Genomic DNA, 14,431 nt, shown 5'->3' with positions numbered 1-14,431 from the left:
GGAGCTAGGCTCATGATCGTGACCTATCTCGCCGCGGATGACCGCTACGACACCATGACCTACCGGCGCAGCGGACGCAGTGGCCTGCGGCTGCCCGCCGTCTCGCTCGGGCTGTGGCACAACTTCGGTCCGGACCGCCCGTTCGAACGGCAGCGCGACATCGTGCGCCGCGCCTTCGACCTGGGCGTCACCCACTTCGACCTGGCCAACAACTACGGCCCACCGCCCGGTTCGGCGGAGGAGAACTTCGGCCGGATGCTCGCCACCGACCTGAAGCCGTACCGGGACGAGCTGATCATCTCCAGCAAGGCCGGATATCTGATGTGGCCCGGCCCGTACGGCGAGTGGGGCTCGCGCAAGAACCTGATCTCGTCGCTGGACCAGTCGCTGGGCCGGATGGGGCTGGACTACGTCGACATCTTCTACTCGCACCGGTTCGACCCGGACACCCCGCTGGAGGAGACGATGGGGGCGCTCGACGCCATCGTCCGCTCCGGCAAGGCGCTCTACGTCGGCATCTCGAACTACAACTCGGAGCAGACCGCACGGGCCGCCGAGATCCTGCGCGAGCTGGGTACGCCGCTGCTGATCAACCAGCCGTCGTACTCGATGCTCAACCGCTGGACCGAGTCCGACGGCCTGCTCGACACGCTGGAGCAGGTCGGTGCCGGCTGCATCGCGTACAGCCCGTTGGCCCAGGGCCTGCTGACCGACCGTTACCTGGGCGGCATCCCGGCCGACTCGCGGGTTCGCACCAGCGTCTTCCTCAACGAGAGCGACCTCAGCGAGGAGAAGATGGCCACCATCCGTGGCCTCGGCGCGGTCGCCGAGCAGCGCGGCCAGTCCCTCGCTCAGCTCGCGTTGGCCTGGGCGCTGCGCGACCCGCGGATGACCAGCCTGATCATCGGGGCGAGCAGCGTCGAGCAGTTGGAGACGAACATCGCCGCACTGGACAACCTCGACTTCACGGCCGACGAGCTGGCCGAGATCGAGCGCCACCTGGGCTGAGCACCGCCGGGCCCCGGGCGGTGCCAGATCACCAGATCCGGCGTCGCCCGGCCCGGTGGTTGCGCACCTCGCACTGCCGGCCCACCGGTGCGGCGGCGCGGCGGCGTCGCCGTCCGGCGCCGATCAACAGCACCAGGACCAGCACGGCGGCGGCCCCGGCCAGCACCGGCCACCGGCCGCCGAGGTTGGTCACCGACGCCACCGGCACGCCCGGGTCGGCCGCCGCCGCCACCACCGGCTCGCTGGCGGGCGGCCCACTCGCCGCGGTACGCGGAGCAGCCGCCGCGCTCTTCGTCGCGGCGGCCTTCGCCGGGGTTGCGGTGGCCTTGGCGCTGCGGAACACCACGTCCGAGCAGGAGTAGTAGGTGTCCGGGGTGTTGGAGTTCTGCCAGATCGTGTAGATCAGGTGTCGGCCGCTGCGGCCCGCCGGCAGCCGGCCCGCCAACTGGTACGCCCCGGCGCGCACCGGCGGGTCGGTCAGCGTCAGGAACGGGCGCGACTCCAGATCCGCCCAGGTCAGCTTCTTGCGGGGGTCGTAGTCGGGCGTGGTGACGTAGAGCCGGAAGGTGCCCCGGTGCTCGATGGTGGTCCGGTACCGGAAGGTGAACTTCGCGCCGGCGGTCAGCTCGGTGCTCGGCCAGTCGGTGCGGGGCAGGTCCAGCCCCCGGTACGCGGACAGCCCGCCGCTGCACAGTTCACCGTCCGGGATCCGTTCCCGGTCTCGCCCGTTGATCGCGGCGACCCGTACGTTGTCCCATTCGCGGACCGCCGCGCCGGCCTGGATCGCCGCCCGGCAGGCGCTGGTGGCCGCGTACCGGCCCTCGGGGCCGCAGGCCGCCGCGCGACTGACCGGGTCGGTTGGGGCACCGTGGGCGGCGGCGGGCGTGGCGGCCAGGGGCACGGTCGCGGCAGCGACCAGCACCGTGGCGAGGAGCCGGCGTACGGGCATGAGGATGACCTCCGCCCACTGGTACGGCTGGGAGGCGGCAAAGGTTCGACGCTGGCCGGCCGGGAATCCGGCGGGTGGGTGTGGCGTTTCGATACTCGGAACCGCTTGCACCGAGGAGGCAGAGATGAAGGTACGTAGCTCGTTGCGTGCGCTGAAGCAGAAGCCGGGTTCGGTGGTGGTCCGCCGTCGCGGCCGGGTGGTCGTGGTGAACCGCGCCAACCCGCAGTGGAAGAGCCGTCAGGGCTGATCCAGCCCATTAACGGACATCTAGTCGCCAGCGCCCTGACCGGGTCATCCGGTCGGGGCGTTTTGCGTAAGTCTCAACTAGGGTGTTTGGGAAGCCGCGTTGAGGAGGAGGAACGGGTGTTCATCTTGGAGTTGTCCTTCGGCGACGAACCCGACCGGCTCGCCGCCCGACCGGCGCACCGGGAGCGTCTCCAGGCCCTGCACCAGGAGGGCCGGCTGGTCATGGCCGGGCCGTTCGCCGACGACTCCGGAGCACTACTGATCTTCGACGTCCCGGACGCCGAGGCGTTCGCCGCGATCGTCGCCGCGGATCCCTACTACCGCACCCCCGGGGTGACGATCGCCAGCCAGCGGGAGTGGTCACCGATCGTTCGGTAGCCAGAGCATCGACGATGCCCCAACAGCGAAACGCCCCGGCCGAATCATCCCGGCCAGGGCGTTTCTCAAGGGTGGAGCCGAGGGGACTCGAACCCCTGACCCCCACACTGCCAGTGTGGTGCGCTACCAGCTGCGCCACGGCCCCTTGCTGTTGTCCCGGTCGCCCGGGCACTGGGAAACTATACACAGACCGGCTCGCATGGTCATCTCGCGGGGTCCCCCGCCGAGCCGGGTCAGTTCAGCGCCACGTCCGGCGGGAAGTGCGCGACGGCGGCCATCATTCCGCCCTGCCGGCGCAGCACCATCGGCCACAGGTCGTCGGGCCGGTCGACGAAGGCGTCCCCGGGCAGCCCGTCCAGCACGAACCAGGAGCCGTCGGCGATCTCCTGCTCCAACTGGCCGCTGCCCCAGCCGGAGTAGCCGGCGAAGACCCGGATGCCGCCGATGCTCTCCCGCAGCCGCTCCGGGTCGACCGAGAGGTCGATCGTGCCGACCGCCCCGGAAACCTGGTGGAAGCCCTTCACCCGGCGCATCGGGTGTCGCATCCGGGCGAGGCAGATGGCCGAGTCGGGCTGCACCGGGCCGCCCTCGAAGAGCACCGCCGGGTGGCGGGCCAGGTCGCTCCAGTCACCGAGCACCTCGGCCACCGGCACCTCGGTGGCCCGGTTCAGCACCACGCCGAGCGCGCCGCCCGGCTCGTGGGCGACCAGCAGTACCACCGTACGGTCGAAGTTCGGGTCCTTGAGCGCCGGAGTCGCGACCAGCAGCCGCCCGGTCATCGACTCCATCGCTCGTCCGCCGATCGCCTGGCCCTCTCCCTGCATGCCACACACCCGTCAACCGTGAGCCCGCGCCGGGGGCCGGTCATCGACCGGATCCGCCCGGCGCATCGGGTTCAGCCGCGCTGTCAACGCCATGCCTGGCACCATAGCCTGCGTCCTGGGTGCTGGCTAAGGTCTGACCGGCGGGTGATCGGACAGTTAAGACGAAGGGCCGTTGCGCCCGACGACAGACCTCCCGGTGATCGACGGATCCAGACCACCGACGGCCGAGAAACGCCCGAAAGGTCCGTCACATCCCGATAGATTCGGCTGATCGGGAGGGCGGCCGTGGTTGCCCCTGCCCGCGACACGGAGGCGGGTGGCGATGGCAACTGTCCGAGACGCGACGTACGACGTGCTCCGCACCCTCGGTATGACCACTGTCTTCGGCAACCCCGGCTCTACCGAGGAGACGTTCCTCCAGGACTTCCCCACCGACTTCCACTACGTTCACGCGCTGCACGAGGCGACGGCGGTCGCGATGGCCGACGGCTACGCCCAGGCCGGCGGAGCGCCCGCCCACGTCAACCTGCACACCGCCCCGGGCACCGGCAACGGCATGGGCAACCTGGTCACCGCCTGGCACAACAAGACCCCGCTGATCGTCACCGCCGGCCAGCAGACCCGGGAGATGCTGCTGCTGGAACCCCGGCTGGCCAGCCGCCGACCCACCGAGCTTCCGCAGCCCTACGTGAAGTGGGCCTACGAGCCGGCCCGGGCGCAGGACATCCCCGGGGCGATGCTGCGGGCGTACGCGACGGCGGTGCAGCCACCGGCGGGGCCGGTCTTCCTCTCCCTGCCGATGGACGACTGGGCCCAGCCGGCCGACCCGCCGCCCGCGCCGCGAACGGTGGCCACCCGGTTCGCGCCGGACCCCGAGCGGTTGGACGAGTTCGTCCGGGTGCTGGCCGGCAGCCGCAACCCGGCGCTCGTATACGGGCCGGGGGTGGACCGCTCCGCGAGCTGGTCGACGGCGGTAGCGCTGGCCGAGCGGCTCGCCGCGCCGGTCTGGTCGGCACCCGCCCCCGAGCGGGCGGTGTTCCCCGAGGACCATCCGCACTTCCGCGGCGTGCTGCCGTACGCGATCGGTCCGCTCGCCGAGGCGCTGCGCGGACACGACACGGTGCTGGTCATCGGCGCCCCGGTGTTCCGCTACTACCCGTACGTGCCGGGCGGGCACCTGCCCGACGGCGCCCGTCTGCTGCACGTCACGGACGACCCGGACGAGGCCGCGCGAGCCCCGGTCGGTGACAGCCTGCTCAGTGACCCTGGGCTGGCCCTGGCCGCGCTGGTCGAACGGGTGCCGTCGAGCGACCGGCCGGCACCCGCACGGCGGGACGCACCGCCCTCGCCGGAGGTCAGCACCCCACTGAGCGCCGACGCCCTGTTCGCCGCGCTGGCCGCGCACTGGCCGTCCGACGGCGTACTGGTCCAGGAGTCACCATCCAATCTGTCCGCGCTGCGTCGTCAGCTGCGGATCACCCGCCCGGCGTCGTACTTCACGATGGCCAGCGGCGGCCTCGGCTACGGCCTGCCGGCGGCGATCGGCGTCGCGCTGGCCGAGCGGGACACCGGGCGCGGCCGCCCCGTGGTGGCGGTGGTCGGCGACGGCTCCTTCCACTACTCGGTGCAGGCACTCTGGACGGCCGCCCGCCTGGCACTGCCGGTGGTGGTCGTCGTCCCGGTCAACCAGCAGTACGCGATCCTCAAGGCGTTCGCCGAGCTGAAGCACACCCCCGGGGTGCCCGGTCTGGATCTGCCGGGGTTGGACATCATCGCGATCGCGGCCGGCTACGGCTGTGCCACGGAGGTGGTGGAGACCCCCGAACAGCTCGGCGCGGCGCTCGCCACCGGGCTGCGCGCCGACCGTCCCACGGTGTTGCCGGTGCCGATCAGCACCGACGTGCCCAGCCTCCTCTGAACCGGTCGCCCCGTTCAGCGCGACGCGATCGACAGTGGGGCGCCGGTGAACACGTCCAGCACCGGCCGGGCGCCCAGCGGCGCCGCGAGGGTGATGGTGACCGGCTCCAGCTTCAGCAGGGCGATACATTCGCCGGTGGCCCGGGTGACGCCACCACCGACCACCACGACGTCCGGCCGTTCCCACACCAACGGGGTGATCCCGGTGTCGCACGCGCCGACACCGAGCCGCACGGTCAGCCGGGCGCCGTCGACGGCCGCCAGGTCCTGGGCCGCCACCAACCCGTCCGGCAGCGGCTGGGCCGGCGCGGTGGGCTCGGGGACGGGGGTGACCGCCGTGGGCGCGACGGCGAGCCGGACCACCGGGGTGGCCAGCTCCTTGATGGTGAACAGCCAGGCGGGGACCTGAGCCACACCTCGGCTCGTGCGGACCGGCACGGCGCCGAACGTGACCCCGGTGACGGTGAGCGGGAGACAGGCGGTCTGCGTGCTGCTCGTGGCCCACCCGTCGGGCCCTGGTTCGACGGTGGGCCCGCCGGGGGTGGGCCGGCCGGGCCGCTTCAGCCGCCCCGGGCAGGGCAACGGGTCACCCTGATCGAGCTGCCGGTACGCCTCGGCGGCGCTGACCAACGGCAGCGTCAGCCGTCCGTCCGGGAATTCGATCTCGCCGCCGACCCGGGTGGGCGGTATCCCGACCTGCGCGCGGTACCACCCGGCTCGGAAGGCCGCCTCGGTGTCGGGGGTGAAGCCCGGGTCACCGGTGAGCAGGGTCGGCCCCTCCAACGGCACGTAGCCGGTGCGCCAGTCGGGGCCGGGTCGCCACGCCGCCGCGACCTGACCGGCCCGCTGGTCGAACGCCTCCGGGGCGTGCGTGGGGCTACGCGGGCCGCCGGCCGGACCGGCGTCCGTCGCGGCACAGCCCGCCGTGAGCAGCAACGGGAGTACGAGCAGCAGGGCCATTCGACGCATGTCCGGTTCGACGTGTCCGCCGCCCGGCCGGTTCCCGACCCGGGCTCAGGTCTCGCCACCCAGATCCGTCTGGTACGCCTCCCAGAGCAGATCGGCGCCGCGCCGCCGGTGCCGGGCCAACCTCCGCAGCAGGTGCCCGGCCCGATGCCGCAGCTCGTCGGGGTGCGCCTCGGGCTGCTCGGCGATCTGCTGCACGGCCAGGATCGCGGCGACGATCGCGACGTGCTCCCGGGTCAGCAGGCGCACGCCGTGGTCCAGTCGCGGCGACTGGGTGAGCAACTCCCGGTAGAGGCCGGTGGGACCCTCGGTGGCCCGGACGTGCTCGGCGAAGCCCTGGCGCACCGGACGCAGCCGAAGGAGGACATCCTCGCGCCAGCGCGGCTCGGTGCTGGCGACGGCGACGGCCCGGCCGAGGGCGTGCACGTCACCGGCGAGGCCGGCCGGACGCGGCTCGCCGGGTAAACCGATGGAATGTGGATCGGCGGGGAGCCCGGCCGGATGCGCGACGCGCGGTCGGGCGACGAGTGACGGCTGCTGGACCGGACCGGTGACCATGGCACCTCCCGCACGGCGCTGCTACCCCATACCGCGATGGTGAGGCCGCCCGGCCCGCCCTGTCCAGGGCCCTGGGTCGTCTCATCTGCCCCGTTCGGCCCACCGACCCCACCAGCCGCACTGGTGCCGCCCAGATCCGATGGGACGGGCGCCCCTGTCAGTCGGTTACCGGACGCGCTGCCTGGCGGTGCAGGTGGTCGGCGACGGCCTGCGCGTCGGTGTCCGGCCCGTCACCCGGTCGACCGCTCGTGATGGCCTCGGCCAGCGCCCGCAGCTCGGACGGCGGCAGGCTGGGCAGCCCCATGCCGCGCAGTGGGATGGTGACCCCCCGCGTACTCCCCGGGTCGGTCGCGAAGAAGGCCCGCGTCTGCGGTCCGCTGGCCGGGCCGTCGTCGTCCGCCTCGCGATACGACGCCACGCGGGACTCGATCCGGGCGGTGGCGAGGTCGACGGTGCGGGTGCGCAGCGCACCGCGTACCCGCACCCGGCTGCCGTCCAGCCAGGCGGCCGTACGCAGCACCCGCAGCACCAGGTAGAGGCCGAGCAGGACGAAGGGCAGGCCACACAGGCCGATGAACGGGCTGGGGCCGGACTGGTTCGGGTCGGCGGAGTCGCGCAGCGCGGGCGGCAGCAGCCCCGGGGGCAGGTCGCGAGCCTCCTCATAGGAGGCGAACGCGTCACCCGGGCCGGTCAGCCGGCGCAACAGCCCGTCGGCGACGAGGGGCAGCGCCACGAACGCCGCGCCGACGGCCGTGAGCAGGACGCCGGCCACCACCGCCACGACGCGCTGGCCGGGCGACGCGCCGACCGACAGGCGCAGCTCCTGGTTGGTCACAGGGGGCAGCGTAAGACCCTCTCGACACAACGAAGCGCCCCGGCTGGTGGGCCGGGGCGCTTCGTTCGAGGTGGTGGAGGTGCCGGGAATCGAACCCGGGTCCTTCGCCGGTTTGTCAGGGCTTCTCCGAGCGCAGCTCGCTGTGCCTCTACTCGGCCCCACCGCTCACGCGAGCAAGTTGGTGTGACGGGCCCAGTCGCTGATTAATCTCGCCGCACGGACCCCGCGACCGGGTCCGATTGGCCAGCCTCCTAGCTGATGCCGGCTACTGGGACGAAGGCGTTCCCAGGCCGACAGACTTAGCTACTCGCCTCAGGCGGCGAGAGCGAAGTCAGCGCGATTGTTCTTGGCGCTTATAAGTTTCCGACGACCGATTCTCGAGACGACGTCGGCTTCCTCGGCTCGCTTCCCCTGTCGCTGCGTACGAAGTCGAAACCAGTCACCCCCTCGACAGGCCGCCGATGTGGCGGCACTGACAAGACTAACGCCTGGCGCAACAGCTTTCATCCCGAGCCCCGGGCCGGCACGCCGACCCGGACAAACAGGATGAACTAGTCGTCCATGCCCTTGCCGCGTCGACCCGACACCCGGGCGATCTCCCGGTCCGCGTCCCGCTTGGCGAGGTCCTGCCGCTTGTCGTACGACTTCTTACCCTTGGCCAGGGCGATCTCGACCTTGGCCCAGCCGTCCGAGAAGTAGACCTGCAACGGGACGATGGTGAAACCGCCCTCGCGGGTCTTGCCGAGGAGCTTGTCGATCTCGGCCCGGTTGAGCAGCAGCTTGCGGGTACGCCGGGGCTCATGGTTGGTCCAGGTGCCCTGGGTGTACTCCGGGATGTGCATCGCGTGCAGGAACAACTCGCCGTCACGTTCCTGCCCGAACGCGTCGACAAGTGACGCGCGCCCGGCCCGCAGCGACTTGACCTCGGTGCCGGTCAGCGCCATGCCCGCCTCGTACGTGTCGAAGATGGCGTAGTCGTGACGCGCCTTCTTGTTGGAGGCGACCACCTTGCGCCCCTTTTCCCGTGGCATCGGTGCCACCCCCTCCCCTTGGTCCGTGGCCGGGTTCACCCCGGCCGGACAACCGATCATGCTACCCGAATGAGGCTTATTCAGGCTCTCGCCGCCGAGCAGGCCGTGCCATCGTCAGGGCCGCCCGAATAAGCCTCATTGACAAGGACCCTCCCGCGCCGTTTATTTCCGGCCGCGGGAGGGTCCTCGGGAGACGACGGGACGACCCGTACGGTGCCTAGACCCGCAGGTAGAAGCGCAGGGTGATCCAGGCGGTGCCCGCGCTGACCAGACCACCGACGCCGGCCATCAACGGGAAGATGAACAGGATGTCGCCCCAGGTGATCGGCGAGAGCAGACCCTGCAACGCGCTCAACGACCCGTCGAAGAGCAGATACTTCGCCGCGACCAGGGCGACCAGACCGAGCAGTGAACCGATCAGGCCGGCCACCACGGCCTCCAGCACGAACGGCGCCTGGATGAACCAGTTGGACGCGCCGACCAGCTTCATGACCGCCACCTCACGCCGCTTGCTGTACGCGGCCACCTGAATGGTGTTCGCGACCAGCAGCAGGGCGGCGATCGCCATCACGACGGCAGCGGCCAGGGCGATGTTCTGGATCGAGGTGAGAATGTTGAAGATCTTGTCGAGCAGTCGACTCTGGTCGATGATCTCCTCGACGCCCGCCGTGTCCTTGTACTGGTCGTAGACGTCCTTGTACTGCTCCGGGTTGTTCAGCTTGAGCCGGAACGCCTCGGGCAGCTGGTCGGGCTTCACGGCGTTCACCAGGTCCGGCGCGTCCTGGTACATCTCCTTGAAGCGCTTGTACGCCTCGTCCTTGTTGACGTAGAGGACGTCCTTGACCAGGGGGTCGCTGTCGAGCTTGGTCTGCAGGTCGGTGCGCTCCTGCTCGGTCACCTCCTGGGTCAAGAAGATCGAGACTTCGATGTTCTTGTAGTAGAGGTCCTTCATGTCGTCGACCTGGCGGTACATGAGACCGCTGGCGCCGAGCATGGTCAGCGAGACCGCCATCGTGATGATCATCGCGATGGACATGGTCACGTTGCGCCACAGTCCGACCAGTACCTCGGACAGGACGTATTTCACGCGCATCGGGATTTCCTCCGGGTCTCCGGCATGAGGTGTTCGTCGTCAGGCTGCGCAGGGGTGGAGCGCCGGCTCACCCGTAGACGCCGCGGGCCTGGTCACGCACGATGCGACCGCTCTCAATCTCAACGACGCGGCGGCGCATCTGGTTCACGATGTTGGAGTCGTGCGTGACCATCACGACGGTCGTGCCGGTGCGATTGATCCGGTCCAGCAGACGCATGATCTCGATCGAGGTGTCCGGGTCCAGGTTTCCGGTGGGCTCGTCCGCCAGCAGGATCAGCGGACGATTCACGAACGCCCGGGCGACGGCGACCCGCTGCTGCTCACCACCGGAGAGCTCGTGCGGGTAGCGGTGCTCCTTGCCACCGAGCCCGACCAGCTCCAGCACCTCCGGCACGACCCGGCGGGCAACCGCCTTGGTCTTGCCGATCACCTCGAGGGCGAACGCCACGTTCTCGTAGGCGGTGCGGTTGGGCAGCAGCCGGAAGTCCTGGAAGACACAGCCGATCGAACGCCGGAAGTGGGGTCGCTTCCAGGAGCGCATCGACGTGACGTCCTTGCCGTTGACGACGACGCGACCCTTGTTGGGGGCCACCTCGTGCAGCAGCATTTTGATGATCGTGGACTTGCCGGAGCCGGATGGACCGATGAAGAAGACGAACTCGCCCTTCTCGATCGAGACGGACACGTTGTCGAGCGAAGGCCGGGACGCCTTCGGGTACGTCTTCGTCACTTGCTCAAGCTGAATCACGGGTGGTGAGTCTACGCGGTGTAACAACTGAGCCAAGCCCCACGCCCCGCCGATCCGGCGCGAGTCGTCGAATCAGGCTTCTACCTGGAGATCGACGACGCGCTCCGCCCGCGCCCCGTCACGCACCGTCGCCGGCGAGCTGCCGCTGCTTGCGCCAACGGATGCCGGCCTCGATGAAACCGTCCAACTCGCCGTCGAAGACCGCGCTCGGATTGCCGGTCTCCTGCTCAGTTCGGAGATCCTTCACCATCTGATACGGGTGCAGGACGTAGGAGCGCATCTGGTCGCCCCACGAGCCGGCCGCGTTCTCCTTGAGCCCTTCGAGCTTGGCCTGCTCCTCCTGGCGCTTGCGCTCCAACAGCCGGGCCTGAAGCACCCGCAGCGCGGAGGCTTTGTTCTGTAGCTGGGACTTCTCGTTCTGGCAGGTCACCACGATGCCGGTCGGGATGTGGGTCAGCCGCACCGCCGAGTCGGTGGTGTTGACGCTCTGCCCACCCGGGCCGGAGGAGCGGTAGACGTCGACCCGTACCTCGTTCTCCGGGATGTCGATGTGGTCGGTCTGCTCGGTGACCGGCAGGACCTCGACGCCCGCGAAGCTGGTCTGCCGACGGCCCTGGTTGTCGAACGGGCTGATCCGGACCAGCCGGTGGGTGCCCGACTCGACGCTGAGCGTGCCGTACGCGTACGGCACCTTGACCGCGAAGGTGGCCGACTTCAGGCCCGCCTCCTCGGCGTACGAGGTCTCGTAGACCTCGGTCGGGTAGCCGTGCCGCTCCGCCCAGCGCAGGTACATCCGCAGCAGCATCTCGGCGAAGTCCGCGGCGTCCACGCCACCCGCGCCGGCCCGGATGGCGACCAGCGCCTCCCGCGAGTCGTACTCGCCGGAGAGCAGGGTGCGGACCTCCATCTCCTGGATGGCCTTGGTCAGCCCGGTGATCTCCGACTCGACCTCGGTCAGCACGCCCGGGTCGGCCTCGGCCTCGGCCAGCTCCAGCAGCACCTGGGCGTCGTCGAGGCCGGACCGCAGGCTGCCCAGCTTGCTGATCTCGCCGTTGACGTACGACAGCTGCGAGGTCACCTGCTGGGCCTTGGCCTGGTCGTCCCACAGATCGGGGGCGGAGGCCTCCTGCTCAAGGCGGGCCTTGTCCTCGTGCAGACGGTCGATGTTGAGGACGGCCTCGATGTTTCGCAGGGTCGCGTCGAGTTCCTTGAGCTGTTCGGCGTAATCGGCAGCGGTCACGACAGACAAGCGTACTGCGCGGACGAGGAGTGAGCTTGCGAGCCCCGCAGGTCGGCGCCAAATCGGCCCTGGGCCTTCGGACGCGGAGCAGCTCGTTCCCTATGCGCGAACCCGCTGATCGTCACCCGACGGGGGCGGACTTCAGCCACGACAGGGCAGCCCGGTGGTAGGCGACGGCGAACTCCAGCGCGCTGGCGTCGTACGTCTCGCCGTCCCGTTTGGCGTTCTTCACCTGCTCCCGGACCTGGGCGAGGGCCTCGGTGTGGTATTCGTTGGCCGAGGCGTACAGGCTCTTCAGCTGGCTGGCGGAGTGCAGGTTGCCGAACGCCATCCGGAGCGCTATCGGGTTACGGATGGTGTCCCGCCCAGGGTTCTCCGCGAGCCAGCGGGAAAACGTCCGTTTTCCGCTGGCGGTGAGCGCGTATGGCTGGCTCATCCGCGGACCCGGCTTGCCGAGTCGCACAAAACCCCGCTCAGCCAGCACCGGCAACTCGCGGTACACCTGACTGCGGGTCATCGACCAGTACGGCGCCAGACGGCGCTCAGCGGCGGCCATCAACTGACCGCCTGTCATCGGGCCCTCATGGAGGAGGCCGAGCAGGGCCGCCGCCGTAGGGTTGACTCCGGAATCCGCCATGCCCACTACGCTGCCACTTTGCGCACCCGACGTCCAGGATTTGCCGGTTTGCCACCCAACAGGACTTCCTAAGTGCACTGTCGGCGGCAGACTGTCCGTTGAGGACTATCGATGGATAGTGACATTCCGGGCGTCCGCCGGCGGCGCCACGCGCGCCGCCGGCGGGTCGTCGCCGGTCAGCCCATGTGGGGGTACGTGTGGTCGGTCGGCGGCACGAAGGTCTCCTTGATCGTCCGCGGGGAGATCCAGCGGACCAGGTTGAGCCAGGAGCCGGCCTTGTCGTTGGTGCCGCTGGCGCGGGCGCCGCCGAAGGGCTGCTGCCCGACCACCGCCCCGGTGGGCTTGTCGTTGATGTAGAAGTTGCCGGCCGCGTACCGCATACGTTCGCCGACCGACTCGACGACCCGGCGGTCGGTGGCGAACACCGAGCCGGTCAGCGCGTACGGGGCGATCGACTCCGCCTGCGCGACCACCTCGTCGAAACGGGCGTCGTCGAACACGTGCACGCCCAGGATCGGCCCGAAGTACTCGGTGGTGAAGGTCTCGTGGGCGGCGTCGCCGCACTCGAAGAGCGTCGGTCGCACGAAGTAGCCGACCGAGTCGTCGGCGGTGCCACCGGCCAGCACCCGGCAGCTGTCGTCGCCGCCGATCAGCTCCAGCGCGGCGGTGTGCCGGGCGAACGCCTTGTCGTCGATCACGGCACCGCCGAAGTTGCTGAAGTCGGCCACGTCACCGTAGGTCAGCGAGTCGGTGGTGGCGGCCAGCCGGTCCCGTAGCCCACCCTCCCAGATCGAGCGCGGCACGTACGCCCGCGACGCCGCCGAGCACTTCTGGCCCTGGTACTCGTACGCGCCCCGGATCAGCGCGGTGTGCAGCGCGTCCACGTCAGCGCTGGTGTGGGCGACGACGAAGTCCTTGCCGCCGGTCTCGCCGACCAGGCGCGGGTAGCCCCGGTAACGGGCGATGTTGTCGCCGACGGTCCGCCACAACTGCTGGAAGACCTTCGTCGAGCCGGTGAAGTGGATGCCGGCCAGCTCCGGGTCGGCGAGCACGACATCGGAGACCTCCTCGCCCCGGCCGGTGACCATGTTGATCACGCCGGGCGGCAGGCCGGCGGCCTCGAACAGCCGCATGGTGAAGTGCGCGGCGAACTGCTGGGTCGGGCCCGGCTTCCAGACCACCGTGTTGCCCAGCAGGGCCGGCGCCGACGGCAGGTTGCCGGCGATGGCGGTGAAGTTGAACGGGGTGACCGCGTAGACGAAGCCCTCCAGCGGGCGGTGGTCGAAGCGGTTCCAGACGCCGGGCGAGGACGCCGGCTGCTCCTCCAGCAGGCGACGCGCGAAGTGCACGTTGAACCGCAGGAAGTCGATGAACTCGCACGCCGCGTCGATCTCCGCCTGAATCGCGGTCTTCGACTGGCCGAGCATGGTGGCGGCGTTGAGGGTGTCGCGCCAGGGGCCGGCGAGCAACTCGGCGGCGCGCAGGAAGATCGCGGCGCGCTCCTCGAAGGGCAGCGCCCGCCACATCGGCGCGGCGTCCTTGGCCGCCTTGGTGGCGGCGCGCGCGTCGTCGTGGGTGGCGTGCCCGGTCACCCCCAGCACGTGGGCGTGCTTGTGCGGCTGCACCACGTTGATCGGGTCGCCGCCGGCCATCCGCTGCTCACCGCCGATGGTCATCGGCAGGTCGATGCGCTCGGCGGCGAGTTCGGTCAGCCGCCGCTGGAGCCGGTCCCGGTCGGGGCTGCCCGGCTCGTAGTTGCGAACCGGCTCGTTGCGCGGCTCGGGAACGGAGAACACGGCATCCATCAAGGCTCCTGGCGATCTCGACAGCAGTGGCGAAACCGGACCCGCGGGCACCGACCGGACGGCCGGACACCGGACGCCGCACGGGAGGCCGAGCAGCGGCGGGACCTCCCGTGATTCTCCCATGACGGGCCGCGCGACCCACCTCCGCCACCGCCCTGCGCCAAGGACCGCCCCACCCCTCCTCCCCTTACCGACC

15 protein-coding genes, 1 tRNA gene and 1 other RNA gene are annotated in these 14,431 nt (G+C 70.4%); 4 read left to right on the top strand and 13 right to left on the bottom strand.

Translation table 11 applies throughout. The features are described 5' to 3' along the window. Nucleotides 1-12: 12 nt before the first annotated feature. Entirely contained in the window at nucleotides 13-1,008 is a 996-nt protein-coding gene (gene mgrA, locus AC5L30_RS17250) for an L-glyceraldehyde 3-phosphate reductase (protein WP_494868389.1), read from the top strand. Nucleotides 1,009-1,036: 28 nt separating this feature from the next. On the opposite strand, the gene AC5L30_RS17245 is transcribed toward mgrA, so the two are convergent. Continuing rightward, nucleotides 1,037-1,957 (bottom strand): lytic polysaccharide monooxygenase auxiliary activity family 9 protein, encoded by a 921-nt coding sequence (locus AC5L30_RS17245; protein WP_494868387.1) that lies wholly within the window; start codon nucleotides 1,955-1,957, stop codon nucleotides 1,037-1,039. Between the two features lie 124 nt (nucleotides 1,958-2,081). On the opposite strand from AC5L30_RS17245, the gene AC5L30_RS17240 reads away from it, so the two are divergent. After that, on the top strand, nucleotides 2,082-2,204 hold the full coding sequence (locus tag AC5L30_RS17240) for a 50S ribosomal protein L36 (RefSeq protein WP_030490864.1): 123 nt from the start codon (nucleotides 2,082-2,084) through the stop codon (nucleotides 2,202-2,204). Nucleotides 2,205-2,320: 116 nt separating this feature from the next. Continuing rightward, nucleotides 2,321-2,581, top strand: a complete 261-nt coding sequence (locus tag AC5L30_RS17235) for a YciI family protein (RefSeq protein ID WP_494868384.1) — start codon at nucleotides 2,321-2,323, stop codon at nucleotides 2,579-2,581. 72 nt (nucleotides 2,582-2,653) lie between these two features. Here AC5L30_RS17235 and AC5L30_RS17230 read toward each other — a convergent pair. Together AC5L30_RS17230 and AC5L30_RS17225 are read right to left on the bottom strand one after the other, a co-directional pair. Beyond that, nucleotides 2,654-2,726: transfer RNA gene (locus AC5L30_RS17230), tRNA-Ala, on the bottom strand. A gap of 88 nt (nucleotides 2,727-2,814) precedes the next feature. After that, nucleotides 2,815-3,405: a YqgE/AlgH family protein gene (locus AC5L30_RS17225; RefSeq protein ID WP_112582369.1), complete on the bottom strand. Its 591-nt coding sequence runs from the start codon at nucleotides 3,403-3,405 to the stop codon at nucleotides 2,815-2,817. A 322-nt stretch (nucleotides 3,406-3,727) separates the two neighbouring features. Between AC5L30_RS17225 and mdlC the strand changes: the two genes are divergently transcribed. Further along, a complete protein-coding gene (mdlC, locus tag AC5L30_RS17220) occupies nucleotides 3,728-5,323 on the top strand; it encodes a benzoylformate decarboxylase (RefSeq protein WP_494868383.1) in 1,596 nt (531 codons plus the stop codon). Between the two features lie 14 nt (nucleotides 5,324-5,337). Here mdlC and AC5L30_RS17215 read toward each other — a convergent pair whose 3' ends face one another. From AC5L30_RS17215 to pruA, 10 genes are all read right to left on the bottom strand, one after another. Continuing rightward, nucleotides 5,338-6,291 (bottom strand): hypothetical protein, encoded by a 954-nt coding sequence (locus tag AC5L30_RS17215; RefSeq protein WP_494868382.1) that lies wholly within the window; start codon nucleotides 6,289-6,291, stop codon nucleotides 5,338-5,340. A 45-nt stretch (nucleotides 6,292-6,336) separates the two neighbouring features. Further along, complete coding sequence (locus AC5L30_RS17210; protein WP_494868381.1) at nucleotides 6,337-6,846, bottom strand: hypothetical protein; 510 nt, start codon at nucleotides 6,844-6,846, stop codon at nucleotides 6,337-6,339. Nucleotides 6,847-7,003: 157 nt separating this feature from the next. After that, nucleotides 7,004-7,681, bottom strand: a complete 678-nt coding sequence (locus AC5L30_RS17205; protein WP_494868380.1) for a hypothetical protein — start codon at nucleotides 7,679-7,681, stop codon at nucleotides 7,004-7,006. 71 nt (nucleotides 7,682-7,752) lie between these two features. Further along, nucleotides 7,753-8,128: a transfer-messenger RNA gene (gene ssrA, locus AC5L30_RS17200) on the bottom strand. Nucleotides 8,129-8,232: 104 nt separating this feature from the next. After that, nucleotides 8,233-8,712: an SsrA-binding protein SmpB gene (gene smpB, locus AC5L30_RS17195; RefSeq protein ID WP_494868379.1), complete on the bottom strand. Its 480-nt coding sequence runs from the start codon at nucleotides 8,710-8,712 to the stop codon at nucleotides 8,233-8,235. Between the two features lie 217 nt (nucleotides 8,713-8,929). Continuing rightward, a complete protein-coding gene (gene ftsX / locus AC5L30_RS17190) occupies nucleotides 8,930-9,805 on the bottom strand; it encodes a permease-like cell division protein FtsX (RefSeq protein ID WP_238662823.1) in 876 nt (291 codons plus the stop codon). Nucleotides 9,806-9,872: 67 nt separating this feature from the next. After that, a complete protein-coding gene (gene ftsE, locus AC5L30_RS17185; RefSeq protein WP_030331491.1) occupies nucleotides 9,873-10,553 on the bottom strand; it encodes a cell division ATP-binding protein FtsE in 681 nt (226 codons plus the stop codon). Nucleotides 10,554-10,671: 118 nt separating this feature from the next. Then, a complete protein-coding gene (gene prfB / locus AC5L30_RS17180) occupies nucleotides 10,672-11,793 on the bottom strand; it encodes a peptide chain release factor 2 (protein WP_363614597.1) in 1,122 nt (373 codons plus the stop codon). Nucleotides 11,794-11,914: 121 nt separating this feature from the next. Beyond that, the gene (locus tag AC5L30_RS17175; protein ID WP_030331495.1) at nucleotides 11,915-12,430 is read right to left on the bottom strand and encodes a PadR family transcriptional regulator; all 516 of its coding nucleotides are present in this window, start codon (nucleotides 12,428-12,430) and stop codon (nucleotides 11,915-11,917) included. Between the two features lie 176 nt (nucleotides 12,431-12,606). Further along, nucleotides 12,607-14,235 (bottom strand): L-glutamate gamma-semialdehyde dehydrogenase, encoded by a 1,629-nt coding sequence (pruA, locus tag AC5L30_RS17170; protein ID WP_494868377.1) that lies wholly within the window; start codon nucleotides 14,233-14,235, stop codon nucleotides 12,607-12,609. Nucleotides 14,236-14,431: the final 196 nt, after the last annotated feature.

This window comes from Micromonospora sp. BQ32 (assembly GCF_059358895.1).
The sequence above is the reverse complement of the archived record's forward strand: the minus strand, read 5'-3'. Positions and strand labels throughout refer to the sequence as shown.

Coding starts and splice junctions, on each gene's coding strand:
- mgrA (WP_494868389.1), top strand. CDS start 13: ATGATCGTGACCTATCTCGCCGCGGATGACCGCTACGACACCATGACC.
- AC5L30_RS17245 (WP_494868387.1), bottom strand. CDS start 1,957: ATGCCCGTACGCCGGCTCCTCGCCACGGTGCTGGTCGCTGCCGCGACC.
- AC5L30_RS17240 (WP_030490864.1), top strand. CDS start 2,082: ATGAAGGTACGTAGCTCGTTGCGTGCGCTGAAGCAGAAGCCGGGTTCG.
- AC5L30_RS17225 (WP_112582369.1), bottom strand. CDS start 3,405: ATGCAGGGAGAGGGCCAGGCGATCGGCGGACGAGCGATGGAGTCGATG.
- mdlC (WP_494868383.1), top strand. CDS start 3,728: ATGGCAACTGTCCGAGACGCGACGTACGACGTGCTCCGCACCCTCGGT.
- AC5L30_RS17215 (WP_494868382.1), bottom strand. CDS start 6,291: ATGCGTCGAATGGCCCTGCTGCTCGTACTCCCGTTGCTGCTCACGGCG.
- AC5L30_RS17210 (WP_494868381.1), bottom strand. CDS start 6,846: ATGGTCACCGGTCCGGTCCAGCAGCCGTCACTCGTCGCCCGACCGCGC.
- smpB (WP_494868379.1), bottom strand. CDS start 8,712: ATGCCACGGGAAAAGGGGCGCAAGGTGGTCGCCTCCAACAAGAAGGCG.
- ftsX (WP_238662823.1), bottom strand. CDS start 9,805: ATGCGCGTGAAATACGTCCTGTCCGAGGTACTGGTCGGACTGTGGCGC.
- AC5L30_RS17175 (WP_030331495.1), bottom strand. CDS start 12,430: ATGGCGGATTCCGGAGTCAACCCTACGGCGGCGGCCCTGCTCGGCCTC.
- pruA (WP_494868377.1), bottom strand. CDS start 14,235: ATGGATGCCGTGTTCTCCGTTCCCGAGCCGCGCAACGAGCCGGTTCGC.